12 protein-coding genes are annotated in these 20225 nt (G+C 65.9%); 6 read left to right on the forward strand and 6 right to left on the reverse strand.

Translation table 11 applies throughout. The features are described from left to right. Nucleotides 1-148: 148 nt before the first annotated feature. The 5 genes from dnaK to hrcA all read right to left on the reverse strand — a co-directional run bounded on the left by dnaK (nt 149) and on the right by hrcA (nt 6191). On the reverse strand, nt 149-2101 hold the full coding sequence (dnaK, locus tag ACO1XS_RS04115) for a molecular chaperone DnaK (RefSeq protein ID WP_331567955.1): 1953 nt from the start codon (nt 2099-2101) through the stop codon (nt 149-151). Nucleotides 2102-2267: 166 nt separating this feature from the next. Continuing rightward, complete coding sequence (gene grpE / locus ACO1XS_RS04120; protein ID WP_331567956.1) at nt 2268-2867, reverse strand: nucleotide exchange factor GrpE; 600 nt, start codon at nt 2865-2867, stop codon at nt 2268-2270. Between the two features lie 531 nt (nt 2868-3398). Continuing rightward, the gene (locus tag ACO1XS_RS04125; RefSeq protein ID WP_331567957.1) at nt 3399-3806 is read right to left on the reverse strand and encodes an RNA-binding S4 domain-containing protein; all 408 of its coding nucleotides are present in this window, start codon (nt 3804-3806) and stop codon (nt 3399-3401) included. A gap of 115 nt (nt 3807-3921) precedes the next feature. Then, nucleotides 3922-4989 carry a ferrochelatase gene (gene hemH / locus ACO1XS_RS04130; protein WP_486390066.1) on the reverse strand — a complete coding sequence of 356 codons (1068 nt, stop codon included), beginning with the start codon at nt 4987-4989 and terminating at the stop codon, nt 3922-3924. 182 nt (nt 4990-5171) lie between these two features. Then, a complete protein-coding gene (hrcA, locus tag ACO1XS_RS04135; protein WP_331567959.1) occupies nt 5172-6191 on the reverse strand; it encodes a heat-inducible transcriptional repressor HrcA in 1020 nt (339 codons plus the stop codon). A gap of 187 nt (nt 6192-6378) precedes the next feature. Here hrcA and ACO1XS_RS04140 point away from each other — a divergent pair, with 187 nt between their 5' ends. Both ACO1XS_RS04140 and recN read left to right on the forward strand, forming a co-directional pair. Further along, nucleotides 6379-7296, forward strand: a complete 918-nt coding sequence (locus ACO1XS_RS04140) for an NAD kinase (protein ID WP_331567960.1) — start codon at nt 6379-6381, stop codon at nt 7294-7296. Nucleotides 7297-7383: 87 nt separating this feature from the next. After that, nucleotides 7384-9051, forward strand: coding sequence for a DNA repair protein RecN (gene recN, locus ACO1XS_RS04145; RefSeq protein ID WP_486390067.1), 1668 nt, complete (start codon nt 7384-7386; stop codon nt 9049-9051). A 52-nt stretch (nt 9052-9103) separates the two neighbouring features. Here recN and glnE read toward each other — a convergent pair whose 3' ends face one another. Next, nucleotides 9104-11902: a bifunctional [glutamate--ammonia ligase]-adenylyl-L-tyrosine phosphorylase/[glutamate--ammonia-ligase] adenylyltransferase gene (glnE, locus tag ACO1XS_RS04150; RefSeq protein WP_331567962.1), complete on the reverse strand. Its 2799-nt coding sequence runs from the start codon at nt 11900-11902 to the stop codon at nt 9104-9106. A 171-nt stretch (nt 11903-12073) separates the two neighbouring features. Here glnE and ACO1XS_RS04155 point away from each other — a divergent pair, with 171 nt between their 5' ends. The 4 genes from ACO1XS_RS04155 (at nt 12074) to aroG (ending at nt 20195) form a co-directional block, all read left to right on the forward strand. Then, a complete protein-coding gene (locus ACO1XS_RS04155) occupies nt 12074-16300 on the forward strand; it encodes a YhdP family protein (RefSeq protein ID WP_331567963.1) in 4227 nt (1408 codons plus the stop codon). A 32-nt stretch (nt 16301-16332) separates the two neighbouring features. Next, nucleotides 16333-17175 carry a carbon-nitrogen hydrolase family protein gene (locus ACO1XS_RS04160; protein WP_331567964.1) on the forward strand — a complete coding sequence of 281 codons (843 nt, stop codon included), beginning with the start codon at nt 16333-16335 and terminating at the stop codon, nt 17173-17175. A gap of 79 nt (nt 17176-17254) precedes the next feature. Beyond that, nucleotides 17255-18721, forward strand: a complete 1467-nt coding sequence (gene tldD, locus ACO1XS_RS04165) for a metalloprotease TldD (RefSeq protein WP_331567965.1) — start codon at nt 17255-17257, stop codon at nt 18719-18721. 400 nt (nt 18722-19121) lie between these two features. After that, nucleotides 19122-20195, forward strand: a complete 1074-nt coding sequence (gene aroG, locus ACO1XS_RS04170; RefSeq protein WP_331567966.1) for a 3-deoxy-7-phosphoheptulonate synthase AroG — start codon at nt 19122-19124, stop codon at nt 20193-20195. Nucleotides 20196-20225 lie beyond the last annotated feature (30 nt).

The following is a 20225-nucleotide window of genomic DNA, read 5'->3' on the forward strand; positions in this document are numbered from 1 at the left end:
GACATGCCCCTCGCCGGCTACCGCTTCGCAGCCGTCACAAGCACGCCGCCCATAAAGCAAATGTGCCCGGAGAACCCGAAGGTTCGCCAGGCGCGTCACCGGCCGGCCCCCCGAAGGGTACCGGCCGCCGTTTCGGCTAAGCCTTCGCTTAGTCCTTCTTCACTTCCTTGAAGTCCGCGTCGACCACGTCGTCTTCCGCGGGTTTGCTCGACGCCTGGCCTGCGCTCGCACCGTTGCCGGCACCGGTGGCCGCACCCGCGGCGCCTTGCGCCTGCATGTCGGCATACATCTTCTCGCCGAGCTTTTGCGAGACCTTGGCCACGGCTTCGATCTTCGCTTCGATCGCCGCCTTGTCGCTCGAGCCGCTCTTCAACGTTTCCTCGAGCTCCTTCAGCGCCGATTCGATGCTCTCCTTCTCGCCGGCGTCGAGCTTCTCGCCGTACTCGGTCAGCGCCTTGCGGGTGCTGTGCACGAGCGCGTCACCCTGGTTGCGGGCATCGGCCAGCTCACGCAGACGGTGATCTTCCTCGGCATTGGCTTCGGCATCCTTCACCATCTTTTCGATCTCGGCTTCGGACAGGCCCGAGTTCGCCTTGATCGTGATCTTGTTTTCCTTGCCCGTACCCTTGTCGCGCGCGCCGACGTGCAAGATACCGTTCGCGTCGATGTCGAACGTCACCTCGATCTGCGGCACGCCACGCGGTGCGGGCGGAATGCCCTCCAGGTTGAACTCGCCGAGCAGCTTGTTGCCGGCCGCCATTTCGCGCTCGCCCTGAAACACCTTGATCGTCACGGCCGACTGGTTGTCGTCCGCCGTCGAATACACCTGCTGGTGCTTCGTCGGAATCGTGGTGTTCTTGCTGATCATCTTCGTCATGACGCCGCCCAGCGTTTCAATGCCGAGCGACAGCGGCGTCACGTCGAGCAGCAGCACGTCCTTGCGGTCGCCGGACAGCACCTGCCCCTGGATCGCGGCGCCCACGGCCACCGCCTCGTCCGGGTTCACGTCGCGGCGCGGCTCCTTGCCGAAGAACTCCTTGACCGTTTCCTGAACCTTCGGCATGCGCGTCATGCCGCCGACGAGAATCACGTCGTCGATATCGCTCACCTTCACGCCCGCATCCTTGATGGCGATGCGGCACGGCTCGATCGTACGCTGGATCAGATCCTCGACGAGCGCTTCGAGCTTCGCACGCGTGATCTTGAGGTTCAAGTGCTTCGGCCCCGAGGCATCCGCGGTGACGTACGGCAGATTGATTTCGGTCTGCTGGCTCGACGACAGCTCGATCTTCGCCTTCTCGGCCGCTTCCTTCAAACGCTGCAGCGCGAGCACGTCCTTCGAGAGGTCGACACCCTGCTCTTTCTTGAACTCGCCGATGATGTAATCGATGATGCGCTGGTCGAAATCCTCACCGCCAAGGAACGTATCGCCGTTCGTCGACAGCACTTCGAACTGCATCTCGCCGTCGACGTCCGCGATTTCGATGATCGAAATGTCGAACGTACCGCCACCGAGGTCATAGACCGCGATCTTGCGATCGCCCTTCTCGGCCTTGTCGAGACCGAACGCGAGCGCGGCCGCCGTCGGCTCGTTGATGATCCGCTTGACTTCGAGACCGGCGATCCGGCCCGCGTCCTTCGTGGCCTGACGCTGGCTGTCGTTGAAGTACGCCGGCACGGTGATCACCGCTTCGGTGACCGGCTCGCCGAGGTAGTCTTCGGCGGTCTTCTTCATCTTGCGCAGGACTTCGGCGGAGATTTGCGGCGGCGCGAGCTTGTTGTCGCCCACTTTCACCCAGGCGTCGCCGTTGTCGGCCTTGACGATCTCGTAGGGCATCAGGCCGATGTCCTTTTGCACTTCCTTTTCCTCGAAGCGGCGGCCGATCAGGCGCTTGACCGCAAAGAGCGTTTTCCTCGGGTTCGTCACCGACTGACGCTTGGCCGGCGCGCCGACGAGGATTTCCCCATCCTCCATGTACGCGATGATCGACGGCGTCGTCCGGGCGCCTTCCGAATTTTCGATCACCTTGACCTGATTGCCTTCCATCAGCGCCACGCACGAATTCGTGGTGCCGAGGTCGATGCCGATGATTTTGCCCATTTTTCCTAATCTCCTGACTTTCAGTCCGTAGCAGCGGCGCCTACCGGGGAGCCGCTCCTGCTCGATTCATAACTGCACTCAACATGAGTGCTCGCGCATCGTTTTCAAGGCCCCGGGGCCAATGCGGTCATTGGTTTTTTGCGTTGCGCCCGGGCGCCCGGCGCGGTTACTTGGGCTGGGCCACCGTCACGAGGGCCGGCCGCAGTACGCGGTCGGCGATGACATAACCCTTTTGCAACACCGATACGACGGTATTGGGCTCCTGATCGGCCGGCACCATCGAGATGGCCTGGTGCTGGTGCGGATCGAATTTCTCGCCGACAGGGTTCAGTGCCACGACACGTCCTTTTTCCATGGCGGCCGTCAACTGGCGCAGCGTCAATTCGACGCCTTCACGCAGCTTCGCGATGTCGCCCGACGAGTCCGACAGCGCGGCCTCGAGACTGTCGACCACGGGAAGCAGGTGCTCGGCAAAAGCCTCGATCGCGAATTTGCGCGCCTTCGAGATGTCTTCGGCCGCGCGGCGGCGTACGTTTTCGGTCTCGGCCTTGGCGCGCAGGAAGCTCTCCTCGAGTTCAACGAGCTTGGCCTGAGCCTCGGCGAGTGCCGTCTCGGCCTGATTGGCAGCCTGCTGGTTGGCGGCCTGCGCCTGCGATTCCTCGGCAGCGGGTGCCGCTTGCGTGGCGACGCTCTCAGCCATGGGTTGCGCCGTATCGCCTGCCGAAGCGGGGTTCTGATCAGCGGGGTTGTCTTGCGGGTGTTCCATGTCGCGAAATCGTCCTAAAGGTGAAGTCGTACAGAGCGTGCATTTCGCGCGCCGGCTCGCTCGGGTGTGTGTCACCGCGCCGCCGGAGCGCTGTTTGTTGCGGAAAAGCAACTCCACGCTCACGCATCCCGGCGCAAATGGGGGCGCCATATGGCGTTTCAAGAGGCAAACGCGGCTTTTTCGCACCGGTCCCGTGCATGGGAAACGAACGGTAACACTGGTTACGGCACCAGTACCGAAACCGCATTGAGCACCATTCTGGTTTGCCCTACACTGGTTTTCGTCTAGGTGTTTTTCCGTGCAAGGCCCGCGACCCGCGAGCACTGCATGGCGCCCGGCAGCATCGTTTCGAACCGCTTTTCGTGTCCGTGCCCGCTCATCTCCATTGGGGGAGTACCGTGAAACTGACCTTTGCAATTGCGGTGGTCGCGCTGGTACTCGTCGCGGGGACCACGACCATCTGCATCTCCGGCGCCGTCACCGACAGAACGACGGAATATGGTGCCGTCCATGCCACTTTCGAGCAACTTTTCAATCCCCACCTGAAAGTTTGTCGATGACGCGCCTGTCGCGCTTCGTCGGCCGCCCGTGCAGCGTGGCTGCCGGCTCGCGATAGGTACGGCGCCGTTGCTCCTCGGCCGCGCGCTTCGCGCGGCTTTCCGGCGTTTCCTCGTAAAGCGTCTGTGCCACAGCGGCCGGCCCGCGCACCTCGCATACACCCACCACGCGGACTTCCCAGCTGAGCCGGTCGATTTCTATCACGACCAGATCGCCCACCCGGACTTCCTTGGCTGGCTTCACGGTCGCGCCGCCAATTCGCACGCGGCCCTTGTCCACTGCGTCAGCCGCCACGGACCGCGTCTTGAAAAAGCGCGCGGCCCAGAGCCATTTGTCGATGCGCAGGCGCGCACCCGGTTCCGTCGAAATCTTGAAGTTCATGGCAATCGCTGAAATGGGCTCGGGGCGCGCACCGCGTCCGTACGCTTGCGCGCAACGATCCTGCCCGCCGCCCGCAAGTGCGCGCACGCCGGTGCGCTTTGGAAGCGCCGCGTGGTCATGCGAGCGCGCCGGCCGCGGCTGGCGCCTGCGCCGGCCAGCCTTGAAGCTGCTGCGCGACGATTTCGCCCAGCGCGGCAATCCAGGCCGGTGCGGCGTTCAGGCATGGAATGCGATGAAATTCCTTGCCGCCGGCATGCAGAAATTCGTCGCGGACCTCGATCCCGATTTCCTCGATCGTTTCCAGGCAATCGGCCGTAAAGCCCGGACAGAAGACATCGGCCCGGCGCACGCCGCCCGCCCCGAGTTCGCGCAGGGTCGGCGCGGTGTAGGGCTGCAGCCACTGCGCGCGGCCGAACCGCGACTGGAACGTGACGAGGCATTCGGTGGCCGTCAATCCGAGCGCCGTCGTCAGCATTGCCGCCGTCTGCTGGCATTGGCCATGGTAGGGATCGCCCAGATCGAGCGTCCGCTTGGGCACGCCGTGGAAACTGAGAATCAGTTTGTCGCCCGAGGCGAAATTCGGGGTGCCATGGACAGCCCAGTACGCCCGCACCTGCTCGGCCAGCGCGCCGATATAGGCCGGATGATCCGCATAGTGCCGCACGGTGCGGATTTCGAGCTGATTGCGCATGCGCCCGAGCGCCGCGAATGCGGCGTCGAACGCGGTCGCCGTGGTCGACGACGAATATTGCGGATACATCGGCATCAACAACACGCGCTCGGCGCCCGCCAGCTTCAACTGGTTGAGCATCGCACCGATGCCCGGCGTGCCGTAGCGCATCGCATACTCGACGATCACTGGATAGTCGTTCGCATGCAGCAGCGTACGCAGCGTTTCGACCTGCTTTTCGGTGTGGACGCGCAGCGGCGAGCCTTCCTGCATCCAGACGGACGCGTACTTTCGGGCCGACGAGCGGCCCCGGAACGGCAGGATCAATGCGCGTAACACCGGCTGCCAGACGAGCGCCGGGATTTCCACGACGCGCGGATCCGACAGGAATTGCGCGAGATACCGGCGCACCGCGCGTGGCGTCGGGGCATCGGGCGTGCCGAGATTGATCAGCAGCACGGCGACGCGATGAGACGTGGCAGGCTGCGACGGCAGCTCGAGATCGAAGCGCATGGGCAATCGTAGCAAGGCTTGAGCGGCGCGGCACAAGCTCGGTTCACGTGAAGGGCATTATAGCGAGCCGCCCGTGCTGCCCGACATTCGGCCATCCGGCCAATGGCGGGGCTTTGCCCGCACCGTGCATCATTCGCCCATGGCCCGCCGGCGACCTACCGGTGCCGACGCCGCGCCAAAGTCTAGTGCTGACTGAGCGCGGTCGACAGCAATCGCGCGGTGATGTCGACGATCGGGATCACACGGCTGTAGGCCATGCGCGTCGGCCCGATGACACCGAGCGTGCCGACGATCGTCCCATTGACCTCGTAAGGCGCCGTCACGACGCTCATTTGCTCGATCGGGACGAGATTCGATTCGCCACCGATGAATATCTGGACGCCCTGCGCATGACTCGACACATCCAGCAATTGCAGGAGGCTCGTCTTTTGGTCGAATACGTCGAAAAGCTTGCGCAGCCGCGCCATGTCGGACGAAAGGTCCGCCACTTCGAGCAGATTGCGCTCGCCCGAGATCAGCACCGTTTCGCCGGTGTCGGATTCGTCCGTGCTCGCGGTCACCGCCGCGTGCATGAGCGCCGTCATGTCGCCGCGCAGTTCGTCGATTTCCTCGCGCAGCCGCCGGCGGACCTCGTCGAACGAGAGCCCCGCAAAGTGCGCATTGATGTAATTCGACGCTTCAGTGAGTTGCGAGGGGGAATATTCGCGCCGCGTCGCCATGATGCGGTTTTGGACATCGCCCTCGGGCGTCACGATGATCAGCAAAATGCGCTTGTCGGACAGCCGCATGAATTCGACCTGCTTGAACACGTGGCTGCGACGCGGCGTCAGCACGACGCCGGCAAATTGCGACAGGTTCGACAGCACGCTGGCCGCCGCCGCGACGACTTTTTGCGGCTCGCCGGGCTGCAGCGTCCGTTTGACGGCCCGTGTGACGGCTTCCTCGTCCGCGACGGATTCGACCGTCAGCATCGTATCGACGAACAAACGGTAGCCGCGCGGCGTCGGGATCCGGCCCGCCGACGTATGCGGACTGGCCACGAGCCCCATCTCCTCGAGGTCCGACATCACGTTGCGGATCGTCGCCGGACTCAATTCGAGCCCGGAATAGCGCGACAACGTGCGCGAGCCGACCGGCTGACCTTCCGCGATATAGCGTTCGATCAGGGTTTTCAACAAGGTTTGTGCGCGTGGTTCTAGCATGACGCAAAATTTTAGCCAATCGCCGATGGTCCCCGGGCCGCCTGGGGGCGTTCGGGTTGCCGCACGGCGGGTCCCGGCGCGCGGCCCGCCCTTCATCGGCACGTCATCATTCTAGCGACAAATCAATATTGCGGGACCGGGTGGAACAACGGTTCTTTTAGGACCCCAGCTATGGTGTAATGCCGGCATGAATATTGGCACCCAGTTCAAGACCGTTGCGCTCGTCGGGCGCAGCAACACGCCCGGCATCGGCGAGCCGCTGGCGGCGCTCGCCGCTTGCATCGCGCAGCGGGGCTTCGAAGTGGTATTCGAAGCCGAGACCGCGCGCGATATCGGCATCGGCGGCTATCCGTCCCTCACGCCGGCCGAAATCGGCGCGCGGGCCGATGTCGCGGTGGTGCTGGGCGGCGACGGCACGATGCTCGGCATCGGCCGCCAGCTTGCGCCCTATCGTACGCCCCTCATCGGCGTCAATCAGGGGCGGCTCGGGTTCATCACCGATATCCCCGTCTCCGAGATGCAACAGCGCGTGCCGCAGATGCTCGCGGGCAGTTTCGAGCGCGAGGAGCGCACGCTGCTCGAAGCGCGCATCATGCGCGCGGGCGAGCCGATCTATCACGCGCTCGCGTTCAACGATGTGGTGGTCAACCGCAGCGGTTTTTCCGGCATGGCGGAGCTGCGCGTGCTCGTCGACGGGCGCTTCATGTACAACCAGCGCTCGGATGGCCTCATCGTCGCCACGCCGACGGGTTCGACCGCGTATGCGCTGTCCTCGCAGGGCCCCATTCTTCATCCGCAGCTGCGCGGTCTCGTGCTCGTGCCGATCGCTCCGCACGCGCTGTCGAATCGCCCGATCGTCGTGCCGGACGAATGCAAGCTCGGCATCCAGATCATCGGCGGACGCGACGTCAACGTGAATTTCGACATGCAATCGTTTACCGCGCTCGAGCTCAACGACACGATCGAAGTGCGGCGCTCGCGTCACACCGTGCCGTTTCTGCATCCCGTCGGCTATAGCTATTACGCGACGCTGCGGCAAAAGCTCCATTGGAACGAGCATCCGTCCGGCGGCGAGGAACCGGACAACGCGACAGGGCCGCTCTAGACGAGGCGCGCCGACGGACCACGGCGCCCGAGCGGCCTCAGCCGTCGGCAACCCATACGAGAACACGACGTCAACCTCACCATTCCCATGCTCCGCCACCTCTCGATACGCGACTTCGTCATCGTCGCCGCGCTCGACCTGGAATTCGACCGCGGCTTTACTGTTTTTTCGGGTGAAACCGGCGCCGGCAAATCGATCCTCATCGACGCACTCGCATTGACGCTGGGCGCACGCGCGGACGCCGACGTCGTGCGCACCGGCACGAGCCGCGCCGATATCACGGCGGAGTTCAGCGCCACGGCGGAGGTCGAACGCTGGCTCGACGACCAGGCGCTCGCGCGGCCCGAGCCCGACGCAGCGGGCGGCGCGGTCATGCTGCGACGCGTCGTCGATGCCAACGGGCGTTCACGCGCGTTCATCAACGGCACGCCCGCCACGCTCGCGCAATTACGCGAGCTCGGCGAACGGCTCGTCGATATCCACGGGCAGCATGCCCATCAGTTATTGATGCGCCCCGATGCGCAACGCACGCTTTTCGATACCCATGCGGGCCTCACGGCGTCTGCCGCCACGGTGGCAAGCGCGCACCGAAGCTGGCGCGATGCGCAACATGCGCTCGAGCTCGCTCGAACGCGCGATCGCGAGCTGCAGCTCGAGCGCGAGCGCCTCGCATGGCAGCTTGCCGAGCTCGACAAGCTCTCACCGCAAGCCGGGGAATGGGAAGAAATCTCCGCCGAGCACCGTCGGCTCGCGCACTCCGCAAATCTGATCGAAGGCGTGCGCGGCGCCGTCGATGCGCTGTCGGAGGCGGACAATGCCATGCTCGGCCGGCTCGGCTCGATCGTCTCGAAACTGCGCGATCTGGCCGATATCGATCCGGCGCTCGGCGACACGCTCGCCTCGCTCGAGCCCGCCGAAATTCAATTGCGCGAGGCCGTTTATTCGCTGACCCACTATGCGCAAAAGCTCGAGCTCGATCCGGATCGGCTCGCGCAGGTCGAAGCCCGGCTCGATGCGCTGCACTCGCTCGCCCGCAAGTTCCGGTTGCAACCGGAAACGCTGCCGGCCGAGCACGAGGCACGCCGCGCGCAATTGGCCGCGCTCGACGCCGCGGCGGATCTCGATACGCTGACAGCGGCCGTCGCCACGGCGCATGAAGCCTACCTGCGCGAGGCGAAGCAGCTCTCGAAAGCACGTGCGAAGGCGGCGAAAGCATTGAGCGCCGCGGTCACGGCGGGCATGCAGGAGCTGTCCATGGCCGGCGGCAGCTTCGAAGTCGCGCTCGTCCCGCTCGCCGAAGGCGGTGCGCACGGTCTCGAACAGATCGAATTTCGCGTGGCAGGCCACGCAGGGGTGCCGCCCAGGCCGCTCGCCAAAGTCGCCTCGGGCGGCGAACTCGCGCGTATCAGCCTGGCATTGGCGGTGATCGCCAGCGCCGCGAGCCCGACGCCGACACTGATTTTCGACGAAGTCGATACGGGCATCGGCGGCGGCGTGGCGGAAGTCGTCGGCCGGCTGCTGCATCAACTGGGCCGCGATCGGCAGGTGCTCTGCGTGACGCATTTGCCGCAGGTCGCGGCGCGCGGGGATCACCACTTCCAGGTCGCCAAAGCCGGTACGGCGGACGGCGGCACGATGTCCACCGTGACGCAGCTCGACCGTACGAGCCGGATAGAGGAAGTGGCGCGCATGCTGGGCGGCCTCGAAATCACGGCCACCACGCGCCGCCACGCCAAGGAGATGCTCGCGGCTTAGGGACCGCCGGCTCGCGGCCCGCGGCTCCGCCCGCTGGCGCCGGTGCAAGCCCTCACCCAAACACCCGCTGCCACAACCGCAGCACGGCATCGCGTTCGGCGGCGATTTGCGCGGCCGGTACACGCGCCTTCTCCATGCCATCGAGCCGCAAGCGGTGCTGCAGTTTGCGATAAGCGCGGTAAGCGCCGCCTACGGTCTCCGCCTCTTCCGGCTGCATGAGCCCATAGCGTGCTACTTCGCGCAGCAGCGCGATGTTGCCGGTATTGAGAATGAGCTCGGGGTCGCGCGCGGCGTGCAGCAAGACCCAGTATTGGACGATGAATTCGATATCGACCATGCCGCCTCGATCGTGCTTGAGATCGAAGAGGTCGCTGCGGTTCGGATGGCCGGCTGCGACGCGCTCGCGCATCGCGACGATTTCCGTCGCAAGCGGCCCCGCCTCGCGCGGCATCGTGAGCACCTGTTTGCGGATCGCCTCGAACTCGGTCCCGATCTGCGCATCGCCCGCGCAAAACCGTGCGCGCGTCAAGGCCTGGTGCTCCCAAACCCACGCCGTATTGGCTGCATCGCCCTCGCGCAATTGGTAACGCCGGAACGCATCGAGATCGGTGATCAGCAAGCCCGATTCGCCGTTCGGCCGCAACCGCAAATCGACGTCGAACAACGTGCCGGCTCCCGTCGCCGTCGTGAGCCACGTGATGAGACGCCGCGTAAAAGTGGCATAGATTTCGGCGGCCGCTTCGTCCGGGTCGTCATACAGAAAGATCAGATCGAGATCCGAGGCATAGCCGAGTTCCTTGCCGCCGAGCTTGCCGTAAGCGATCACGGCAAACCGCGGCGATTCGCGGTGACGTTTGGGCAGTTGGCGCCACACCGCTTCGATCGTCACGTCGAGCACCGAATCGGCGAGCTCCGACAGCCGGTCGCTGACCTGCTCGACGCTGAGCTTGCCGGCCAGATCGATCAGCAAGATGCGGAACACCTCCGCTTGGTGGGCGTGCCGCAGAAGGTCCATCTGATGCTCGACGCCATCCGCCGCGGCCAGCCGGGTGCGCAGCGAAGCCTTGAACCCGGTCCAATCGAACGGGCTCGCGATCGCTTCGTCGTCGAGCAGTTCGTCGAGCAACTGCGGATGGCGCGTCAGGTAGCCGGCCGCCCAACGCGATGCGGCCAGCACGGCGAGTACGCGATCGAGCGCGGCCGGATACTCGTTCAGCAGCGCGAGATAAGCGCCGCGCCGGCCCACGGCCTCGAGCAAGTCGAAGAGCCGCGCGAGCGTCGTGCTGCGTTTGTCGGCGGGCTCCCACGCCGCTGTCGCCTCGAGAGCCCGCCGCGCAATCGTATCGAACCGTTCGCGGCTGCGCTCCGGCAGCCCCTGGTAGCGCATCGAACGACGGATGCCGACGAGCCGGGCGAGGAGGTCTTCGGCGTCGGCAAAGCCCAGCGCCTCGAGGCGCGCGGCCAACGACGGCGCGGCCGCATCGTCGTCGAGCGCACTGCTCCAGATACTTGCCGCCCGCGCTTCGGCCGCTTCGCCGCCGGTGTCGCGCACCTTGTCCGCGAAGATCTGATCGAACTGCGTTTCGACGAGCTCGCGGTACTCGTCCACCTTGGCCGCGAGGCTCGCGTAATCCGCGAAACCCATCGAGGCCGCGAGGCGCGCCCGCTCGTCGGCATCGACGGGCACGGCATGCGTTTGAGCGTCGTGCCGGTATTGAAGGCGGTGTTCGAGCACACGCAAAAAGCGGTAGGCCTGCGTGAGCTCCTCGCACACGGCGGCCGGGATCAGACCGCGGTCCGCCGCGCAGCGCAGCACGGCGAGCGTCGGCCTGACGCGGAAGCAGGCATCCTGGCCGCCGCGGATCAGTTGGAACACCTGTGCGCTGAACTCGATTTCGCGGATACCGCCGCGACCGAGCTTGATGTCGTCCGCCTTGTCGGGACGCATCGAGGCACGGCGCCTCGCTTCCTCGCCGATCTGGCGATGCAAAGCGCGAATCGCGCTGATCACCCCGTAATCGAGGTAGCGTCGGTAAACGAATGGCTTGACGAGCGCGTCGAGCTGCGCGGCCAGACGCTTCGCGGCAGCGCTCGCGCCTTCCGAGACGAGCCGCCCTTTGATCCACGCATAACGCTCCCATTCGCGGCCCTGCACGTAGAAATACTCTTCCAGCATACCGAGGCTGCACGCGAGCGGTCCGGCGTCGCCGTTGGGCCGCAATCGCATGTCGACACGAAAGACGTATCCATCCGCCGTCGGCTCGGCCAGCGCACCGATGAGCCGCCTGCCGAGGCGCGTGAAAAACTCCTGCGTCGAGATGGGCGGCCGCGCCGCGCCCGCGGTCTCGCCATCGTCCTCGTAGACGAAGATGAGATCGATATCCGACGATACGTTCAGCTCCCGCCCGCCCAGCTTGCCCATGCCGACCACGCCCAGCACGAGCCGCTCGCCGCTCGGCCCGCGCGGCTCGCCGTAGAGCGCTTCGAGTTCGGCTTCGAGCGTGGCGAGCGCATGCTGGACGGCGGCCTCGGCAAGATCGGTCATCGTGCCGGTTACCTCGTCGACATCCGCAAGACCGGCCAGATCGCGCTCCATGACCGCGCAGAACACCTCCACGCGCAACCGTCGCAGCACGCGGCGCAGGGCATCCTCGTCTAGCGGCCCGGTCTCGGCGCTACCGCGGGCCTGCCGCTCCAGCGCGGCGAGCGCATTCAATCGGGCGTCGATGTGCTCGCGCGTGATCGGCGCGCGCGCCCAGTCTGCAATGAGCCCGTTCAGCTCGGGCCGCGCGGCGATCGCGCGTGCGGTAAAAGACGAATAGGCGGAACTCAGCAGTGCGGTTGCAGTCATGAACGATGTGGCTCGCTTGTTGCGCACGACATGGATGGGTGAGGAGCGCGCCGGCGTTTATCGCGCCGGCAGCCCACGCGGCACGGGCTTTGCGCGCCTCGCCCCGCGCCTGCGCTGTGTTACATTCGACGTCCGAAACGCCAAACTACCATACCCCCGATCTGCCGCAGCATGTCCGACAGCAAGGAATCCGTCGAAAAAGCCGTTGCCGGACGCACGCGCCACGATCCCCCGCTTCTGCGCCGGGTTTTCAAAGCCACCCTGGCATTCGCCCTCGTCGTCTACTTCGCGCTCGGCGCGGCGTTCATCGGACTGCGTTATGTCGTCTTGCCGCGCATCGACGATTTTCGGCCGCGGATCGAGGCGTTCATTTCCGCGCGGCTGCACGCCGAGCTGCGCATCGAAAAACTTGCCGCTCACTGGAATGGACTGGAGCCGGGCCTCGATGTGACCGGGCTCACGATCCGCGACCGCGACGGCAACATCGCGCTTTCGGTGCCCGATGCCCGCGCCTCCCTCTCGTGGAGTTCGCTCATGCGGGGCAGGCCCGCGCTGGCGAGCCTCGTCGTCGAGCACCCCGATGTGCTCGTGACGCGCGCGACAGACGGCTCCATCACCGTTGCGGGCGTGCAGGTGCCGACCACTCACACCGGCAGCGACACCACGTTTTCGAATTGGGTGCTCACGCAGCGCGCCATCGTGCTGCGCGACGGCACGCTGCGCTGGCGCGACAACCAGCGTAAAGCCCCCGAGCTTGCCCTGCGCCACATCCGGGCGGCCATCTTCAACGGAGCCTTCGAACACCGCGTAGCGTTGCAGGCTCCGCCCGAAGGCACCGTGCTCAAGGGAGCGCTCGATTTTCGCGCGCGTTTTCGTCATCTGCCGCTGGCGGAAGTCGGCAAGCCCGCGAATTGGAATGGACAGGCCTATTTGTCGACGGGACCCGTCGAGCTGCCCGCGCTCGCGCGTTACCTGAAGATTCCGATGAAGCTCCATGGCGGGCGCATCGACAACGAAATCTGGGCGAACTTTTCGGGCGGCGCACTGCGTTCGGCGCGCGGACGGCTGCAAGGCGCCGATGTCGTCTTGCAGGTTCGGCCCGCGCAGCCACGGCTCGACCTGCCCGTCGCCCAATTCGAGTGGGCCGCCGATATCGAGCCGCAGCGCGACTACCGCCTGCGCTTGTCGAATCTGCATGCGGAACTCGGACAGCCGCCGCTCGCCGATGGCACGCCGGTCTCGCGCACGCTCTCGCTCGCCACGCTCACGGGCCGCTATCGCGTGCCCGATGTGGAGCACGGTCAGTTGATGAGCGTGGCGGGCGATCGCGTCGATCTGGGCGTGCTTGCGGAATTCACTCGCGCGCTGCCTGTGCCGGAGCGTTTTCGCGACGAACTCGTACGGTTCGACCCGCGCGGACTCGTCGCCAACTACGTGATCGAAGTGGAGCGCGCGCGCCCCGACAACGCGCTGGCTGCCAGCGAGCAGCGCGTCTCCGGCACCGCCCCGATCGTGCGCTACCGGTTCAAGGGCGACCTCGAAGGGATCAGCTTCGCGGCGCAGGAGCCGCCACCGGGGCTTTCGCCGGCCGGGCATCCGCGTGCGGGCCTGCCCGGCGTCGAAAACCTCTGGGGCTCGATCGATGCCGACGAAGCCCATGGCAGCGTCACCGTCGACACCGCCGATACGACGCTCACGCTGCCCGGCGAATTCGACGATCCGCGCCTCGCGTTCGATCGGGTGCGCGGCCGCGGCCAATGGACCGTCACCGCTGCGCCCGGCCAGCCGCACAAGGCCTTCGCGATCACCGTTCCCGAACTCAGCGTCGAAAACGCCGATGCGGCCGGCAGCGTCGTCGCGAGTTACACCAATCCGGGCCATGGGCGCGGCACCCTCGATCTCTCCGCGAAAATCGAACGCGCCAAAGTCCCTTCCATCCCGCGTTATTTGCCGACGAGCATCGGCGAACATTTGCGCCATTACCTCGGACATGGATTGCAAGACGGCATCGCCCGCAACGCGACCATCGAGGTCCATGGCGGGCTCGATCAGTTCCCCTACTCGCGCGATCCGAAAGCCGGCATCTTCCGCATCGTTGCGCCGTTCACGGGCGCGCGGTTCGATCCCTCGCCGTTCCCCGCCAAGACGCTCGCCAACGGCGCGCCCGATGTCTGGCCGGCGCTCGACGGCATCGATGGCGTCTTTTCGCTCGCCGAAAACGTGCTGCGTTTCGATATCGGTCGGGCGCGCTACAAGCGCGTCACGCTGGACCGGGTGACCGGACGCATCGACGATCTCGGCAACCACGGCTCGGACCTCGTCATCGAGGGCAAAGCGCACGGGCCTCTCGCCGATTTCCTCGACTATCTGAACGAAAGCGCGGCCGCCAGCCTGACTGATCATGCGACGCAAAAGCTGCGTGGGACGGGCCCGGCGACGCTCGCGCTCACGCTCACCGTACCGCGCGGACCCGAGCCTCACGTAAGCGTGGACGGCACGGTCGGGCTCGAGGGGAACAGCCTCGCACGCGAACAATGGCCACCGCTCGATGCGCTGACCGGGCGGGTGCGTTTCACCGGGCACACGCTCGCCGTCGAACGCGTGGCGGGACGCTGGCTCGGCGGAGAGATACGTGCAAACGGCGCGCTCGACGCCAAGGGCGCCTATACATTCGATATCGCGGGACGCATCGCCGCCGACAGCGCCCGCGAACTCGGCATAGAGGGTCCCGCCGGAACACTGCTCGGCCACCTACATGGCACAGCGCCTTATACGATCTCGGTGCGCGGCACGAGGAGTGGTCTACCGCAGATCGAAGCCCGTTCCGACCTGAGCGGACTCGGGCTCGACTTCCCGGCGCCGTTCGACAAGCCGCTCGGCACGCCGATGCCGTTTTCGCTCTCGGTCGACGCGGCGAAAACCGACGCCGACGTGCAGACCGGGGCGTTGGCCCGCGCCGAGCTGCAGTTGGGACCCGCGAGCGCGACTTACCTGCTGCGGCGCGGTGCCCGCGAACCGGGCGATCCGCAGGCGTTGGAGGTGGTGCGCGGCGCAATCGGCATCGGTACGGCCGCGCGCATGCCGGCCCAAGGCGTCAGTACGACGGCCGAGCTTGCGTCGCTCGACGGCGATGGCTGGCGCGCAATCGCTGCCGAGCTGCGCGCCGCCGCCAGGCCGATCCAAACGCCGCCTTCGGCACGAACCGCATCGCCGAAGGCGGCCGGCGGCCTCGCGAGCCAGTTCATGCCGACTCGCCTGACGGCGCATGTGGACACCCTCAAGCTGCTCGAGCGCGAGTGGACCCACGTCGCCTTCGATGGCACGGGCTCCGACGAGGACTGGCGGGCGCAACTCGCATCGGATCAGGTGACGGGCACGCTGTCGTGGCAACCCGGCACGCCGGCCAACCCCAACGGGCTGCTGACGGCGCGCCTCTCGAAGGCGGCCGTTCCCGTCACGGTGGGCAACGATCTCGTGCGGCAGATATCTTCGTCGACAACAGAACGGATGCCGGCGATCGATCTCGTCGTCGACGAACTCAGCGTACGCGGGCGTGGCTTCGGCCGGCTCGCCATCCAGGCGCACAATACCGATGAAGACGGCGTGCCCGTCTGGCAACTCGACAAGCTCGATCTCGCGAATCCGGCCGCGCACCTGTCGGCGACCGCGAATTGGCGCACACTGCGCCGGCTCGGCGACGACATCGATCGGAATTCGCCGCGCCGCACGGCGATCGATTTCAAGCTCGACATCGCCAACGCCGGTGCGCTACTCGATCAGTTCGGCCTGCCGCGCACGGTGAAGGGCGGGGCCGGCACGTTGTCGGGCAAGGTGGGCTGGCGCGGCGGTCCGACGGCCATCGACTATCCGACGCTGCGCGGCCAGATGGCGCTCGATCTCCATCATGGGCAGATCCTCAAGGTCGACCCCGGCGTCGCGAAACTGCTTGGCGTGCTGAGCCTGCAAAGCCTCGCGCGCGTCGTCACGCTCAACTTCAGGGACGTCATCGGCGAAGGGCTGCCGTTCGAGCGCGTGACGGGCACGGGCCGCATCGCCGACGGCATCGGTCGAACGGACGACTTCCATCTCGTCACGGCGCCGGCGCGGGCGGACCTCTCGGGCACGGTCGATCTCGCGAAGGAAACGCAGGATCTGCGTGTGCAGGTGACCCCGACGGTCAATGCGGGCTCGGCCGTGATCGCGGCGACGATCGTCAATCCGTTGCTGGGGCTCGGCGCCTTCTTCGCCAATCTCGCCCTCTCGCAGTCGATCGCCCACGCGTTTGCCACGCACTACGCAATAACGGGGTCATGGTCGCAACCGCACGTCGAGCGGCTCACGGGCGATCGGGGTAAGATGGCTGCTCCAGCCGAAGCAACGGAATCGACAGGCAAGTGACGCACGCCGTGCGCCAGGCCCACCGGACCCCCATGAGCGATCCACACGCATTCCCGGCGCCTTTTCGCGTCGCAGCCGTCCAGATGGTCAGCACGCCCGAGCGCGAGCGCAATCTGCACGACGCCGGCCGTCTCATCGCCGAGGCGGCCGACAACGGTGCGCGGCTCGTCCTGCTGCCCGAGTACTTCTGCTTCATGGGCTTTCGCGACGCCGACAAGCTGGCCGTGCGCGAGCCGTACGGCGATGGGCCGATCCAGCGGTTTCTGGCCGACGCGGCACGCCGGCACGGCATCTGGATCATCGGCGGCACGCTTCCGCTCGCCGTCACGGATCCGGCGCCCGACGCCGAGCGCGTGCTGAACACGACGCTCGTGTTCGATCCCGAGGGCAACGAGGCCGCGCGCTACGACAAGATCCACCTTTTCAACTTCGAAAAGGGCGCCGAATCGTTCGACGAAGCACGCACGATCCGCCCGGGCCGCGACGTACGCACGTTCGAAGCGCCGTTCGGACGCGTGGGGCTCTCGGTCTGCTACGATTTGCGCTTTCCCGAGCTTTACCGGCGCATGGGCGATATGGCGCTCATCGTCGTGCCGTCTGCGTTCACCTATACGACGGGGCGCGCGCATTGGGAGACGCTGCTGCGCGCACGCGCCGTCGAAAATCAGTGCTACGTGCTCGCCGCGGCGCAAGGCGGCACGCATGAAAACGGCCGCCGCACCTGGGGCCACAGCATGCTGATCGATCCATGGGGCGAGATCGTCGACGTGCGCACCGACGAAGGCGCCGGCATCGTCGCGGGCGAAATCGACGGCGCGCGCATCGACGAAGTGCGGCGCAGCCTCCCCGCGTGGCGCCACCGCGTCCTCTCCTAGCCGCCATGCCCGACCGACCCATCGTTCGAACCCGGCCAGCCATTCCGACATTCACAGCCTCCTTTCTCGAACTATCCGCATGAATATCATCGAACCCGGCATTCGCAATCTCGCGACGGCGAAGGAAGTCTTGTTGGCCCCCTACGGTCTCGACGAGGCGCTGCTCACACGTACGCTCGCCGATATCTTCACGCACCGCGTCGACTATGCGGACCTCTACTTCCAGGCCACGCGCAGCGAAGCATGGAGCCTCGAGGAAGGCATCGTGAAGTCGGGGAGTTTCAGCATCGACCAGGGCGTCGGCGTGCGCGCCGTCGCGGGCGACCGTACGGCATTCGCCTACTCCGACGACCTCTCGCCCGAAGCGTTGCGTCAGGCCGCCGAGGCCACGCGCTCGATCGCCAAGGCAGGCGGCGGCAAGCAAAAGATCCAGGCGGCGAGTGTCCTGAAGGGCATCGCGGGCCGCGATCTCTATCTGCCCGCCGACCCGCTCGCCTCGCTCGACGCCACGGCGAAGGTCAAGCTGCTCGAGCGTGTCGAAAAGATGGCGCGCGGGCGCGATCCGCGCATCACGCAAGTCATGGCGGGGCTCGCAGGCGAGTACGACATCGTGCTCGTCGCGCGCAGCGATGGCGTGCTCGCCGCGGACGTGCGGCCGCTGGTGCGCGTCTCGGTCACCGTGATCGCGGAGCAAAACGGCCGGCGCGAGATCGGCTCGGGCGGCGGCGGCGGCCGCTTCGACTACGGCTATTTCTCCGACGACGTGCTCTCGAGCTATGTCGACGATGCCGTCAATGCGGCGCTGGTCAATCTCGATGCGCGGCCGGCGCCGGCAGGCACCATGACCGTCGTGCTCGGGCCGGGCTGGCCGGGCGTACTGCTGCACGAAGCCATCGGCCACGGGCTCGAGGGAGACTTCAACCGCAAGGGGTCGTCCGCGTTCGCCGGACGCATCGGCGAGCGCGTGGCGGCCAAGGGCGTCACGGTCGTCGACGACGGCACGCTACCGAACCGGCGCGGCTCGCTCAACATCGACGACGAGGGTAACGCCACGCAATGCACGACGCTGATCGAAGACGGCGTGCTCAAGGGTTATATCCAGGATTCGCTCAACGCGCGGCTCATGAAAATGCCGGTGACGGGCAACGCGCGGCGCGAATCGTACGCGGCGCTGCCGATGCCGCGCATGACGAACACCTACATGCTCAACGGCGACAAAGACCCGGCCGAAATCATCGCATCGGTCAAGAACGGGCTTTACGCCGTGAACTTCGGCGGCGGGCAAGTCGACATCACGAACGGCAAGTTCGTGTTCTCGGCCTCCGAGGCGTACATGATCGAAAACGGCAAGGTCACCTACCCTGTGAAGGGGGCGACGCTGATCGGCAGCGGTCCCGAATCGCTTAAGTACGTGACGATGATCGGCAACGACATGTCGCTCGATACCGGTGTCGGCGTGTGCGGCAAGGAAGGACAGAGCGTGCCCGTCGGCGTCGGCCAGCCGACGCTGCGCATCGAGAAGATGACGGTGGGCGGCACGCTTTGAACCGGCTTCGAATCCGCGCGGGCGCGCGAAAAATATCCGTTGTTCGGTCGCCCCGCGTGGATTTTTCGCTTTTTTCCCCTCCGACGGCTTGTCAGCCGTGCCGGCAGAGCGTATAAAGCCCGGATACCCGTTTCCAACGCGCTTTCCCCACTCATGAGCCCGAAGTTTTACTTTTACTTCTTTTGGCATCTCAGTCCGCCGGCGGATCGAGAGGGGTGTTAGCGCGTGACGCGAACCTGAATTCCCGAAAAACCGCCGGCGAGTCCGGCGGTTTTTTTTTCGCCGCGACCCGCCAGCCCTGCACCTTCACTGTTCGTCCGTCGTATCCGGAACCACGCGGAACCACGCCGAACGGAACGAGAGGTGCGCCCCACACCGAATCGACAAGGAGAAATACAGCATGGCCCCGCACAATACCGACGATGTCCGCATTCGCGAACTCAAAGAGCTCACGCCGCCCGCTCACTTGATTCGCGAATTTCCGTGCACAGAGCCGGTCGCCGATCTGATCTACGGCGCGCGCACGGCGATGCATCGCATCCTGCACGGCATGGACGATCGTCTGATCGTCATCGTCGGGCCTTGCTCGATCCACGATCCCGCGGCCGCGCTCGACTACGCGCGCCGGCTCGTGCACGAGCGCAAGCGCTTCGCGAGCGAGCTCGAGGTGGTCATGCGCGTCTACTTCGAAAAGCCGCGGACGACGGTCGGCTGGAAGGGGCTCATCAACGACCCCTACCTCGATAACAGCTTCAAGATCAACGACGGCCTACGCGCCGCGCGCGAATTGCTCGTCGGCATCAACGAACTCGGCATGCCCGCGGGGACTGAATACCTCGATATGATCAGCCCGCAATACATCGCGGACCTCGTCTCCTGGGGCGCGATCGGCGCACGCACGACCGAGTCGCAAGTCCATCGCGAGCTCGCGTCGGGGCTCTCGTGCCCGGTCGGTTTCAAGAACGGCACGGACGGCAACGTCAAGATCGCGGTGGATGCGATCAAGGCGGCCTCGCAACCGCACCACTTCCTCTCGGTGACGAAGGGCGGCCACTCAGCCATCGTTTCGACGGCAGGCAACGAGGACTGCCATGTGATTCTGCGCGGCGGCACCACCCCGAACTACGATGCGCAAAGCGTCGATGCGGCGTGCTCCGCCATCGGCAAAGCAGGCCTCGCGGCGCGGCTCATGATCGATGCGAGTCACGCCAACAGCTCGAAAAAGCACGAGAACCAGATTCCCGTGTGCGCCGAGATCGGAAGGCAGATCGCGGGCGGCGACGAGCGCATCGTCGGCGTGATGGTCGAATCGCATCTGGTCGCGGGGCGCCAGGATCTGCAGGAGGGTTGTACGCTGACCTACGGCCAAAGCATCACCGATGCATGCATCGGCTGGGACGAAAGCGTCGGCGTGCTGGAGGGGTTGGCGGAGAGCGTCAAGCAGCGGCGCATCGTCCGCGGCGGCGGCAACTGAAGCATCGATGCGCCAATGCGGTTCCGGCCT

It is taken from the genome of Trinickia sp., from assembly GCF_057351765.1.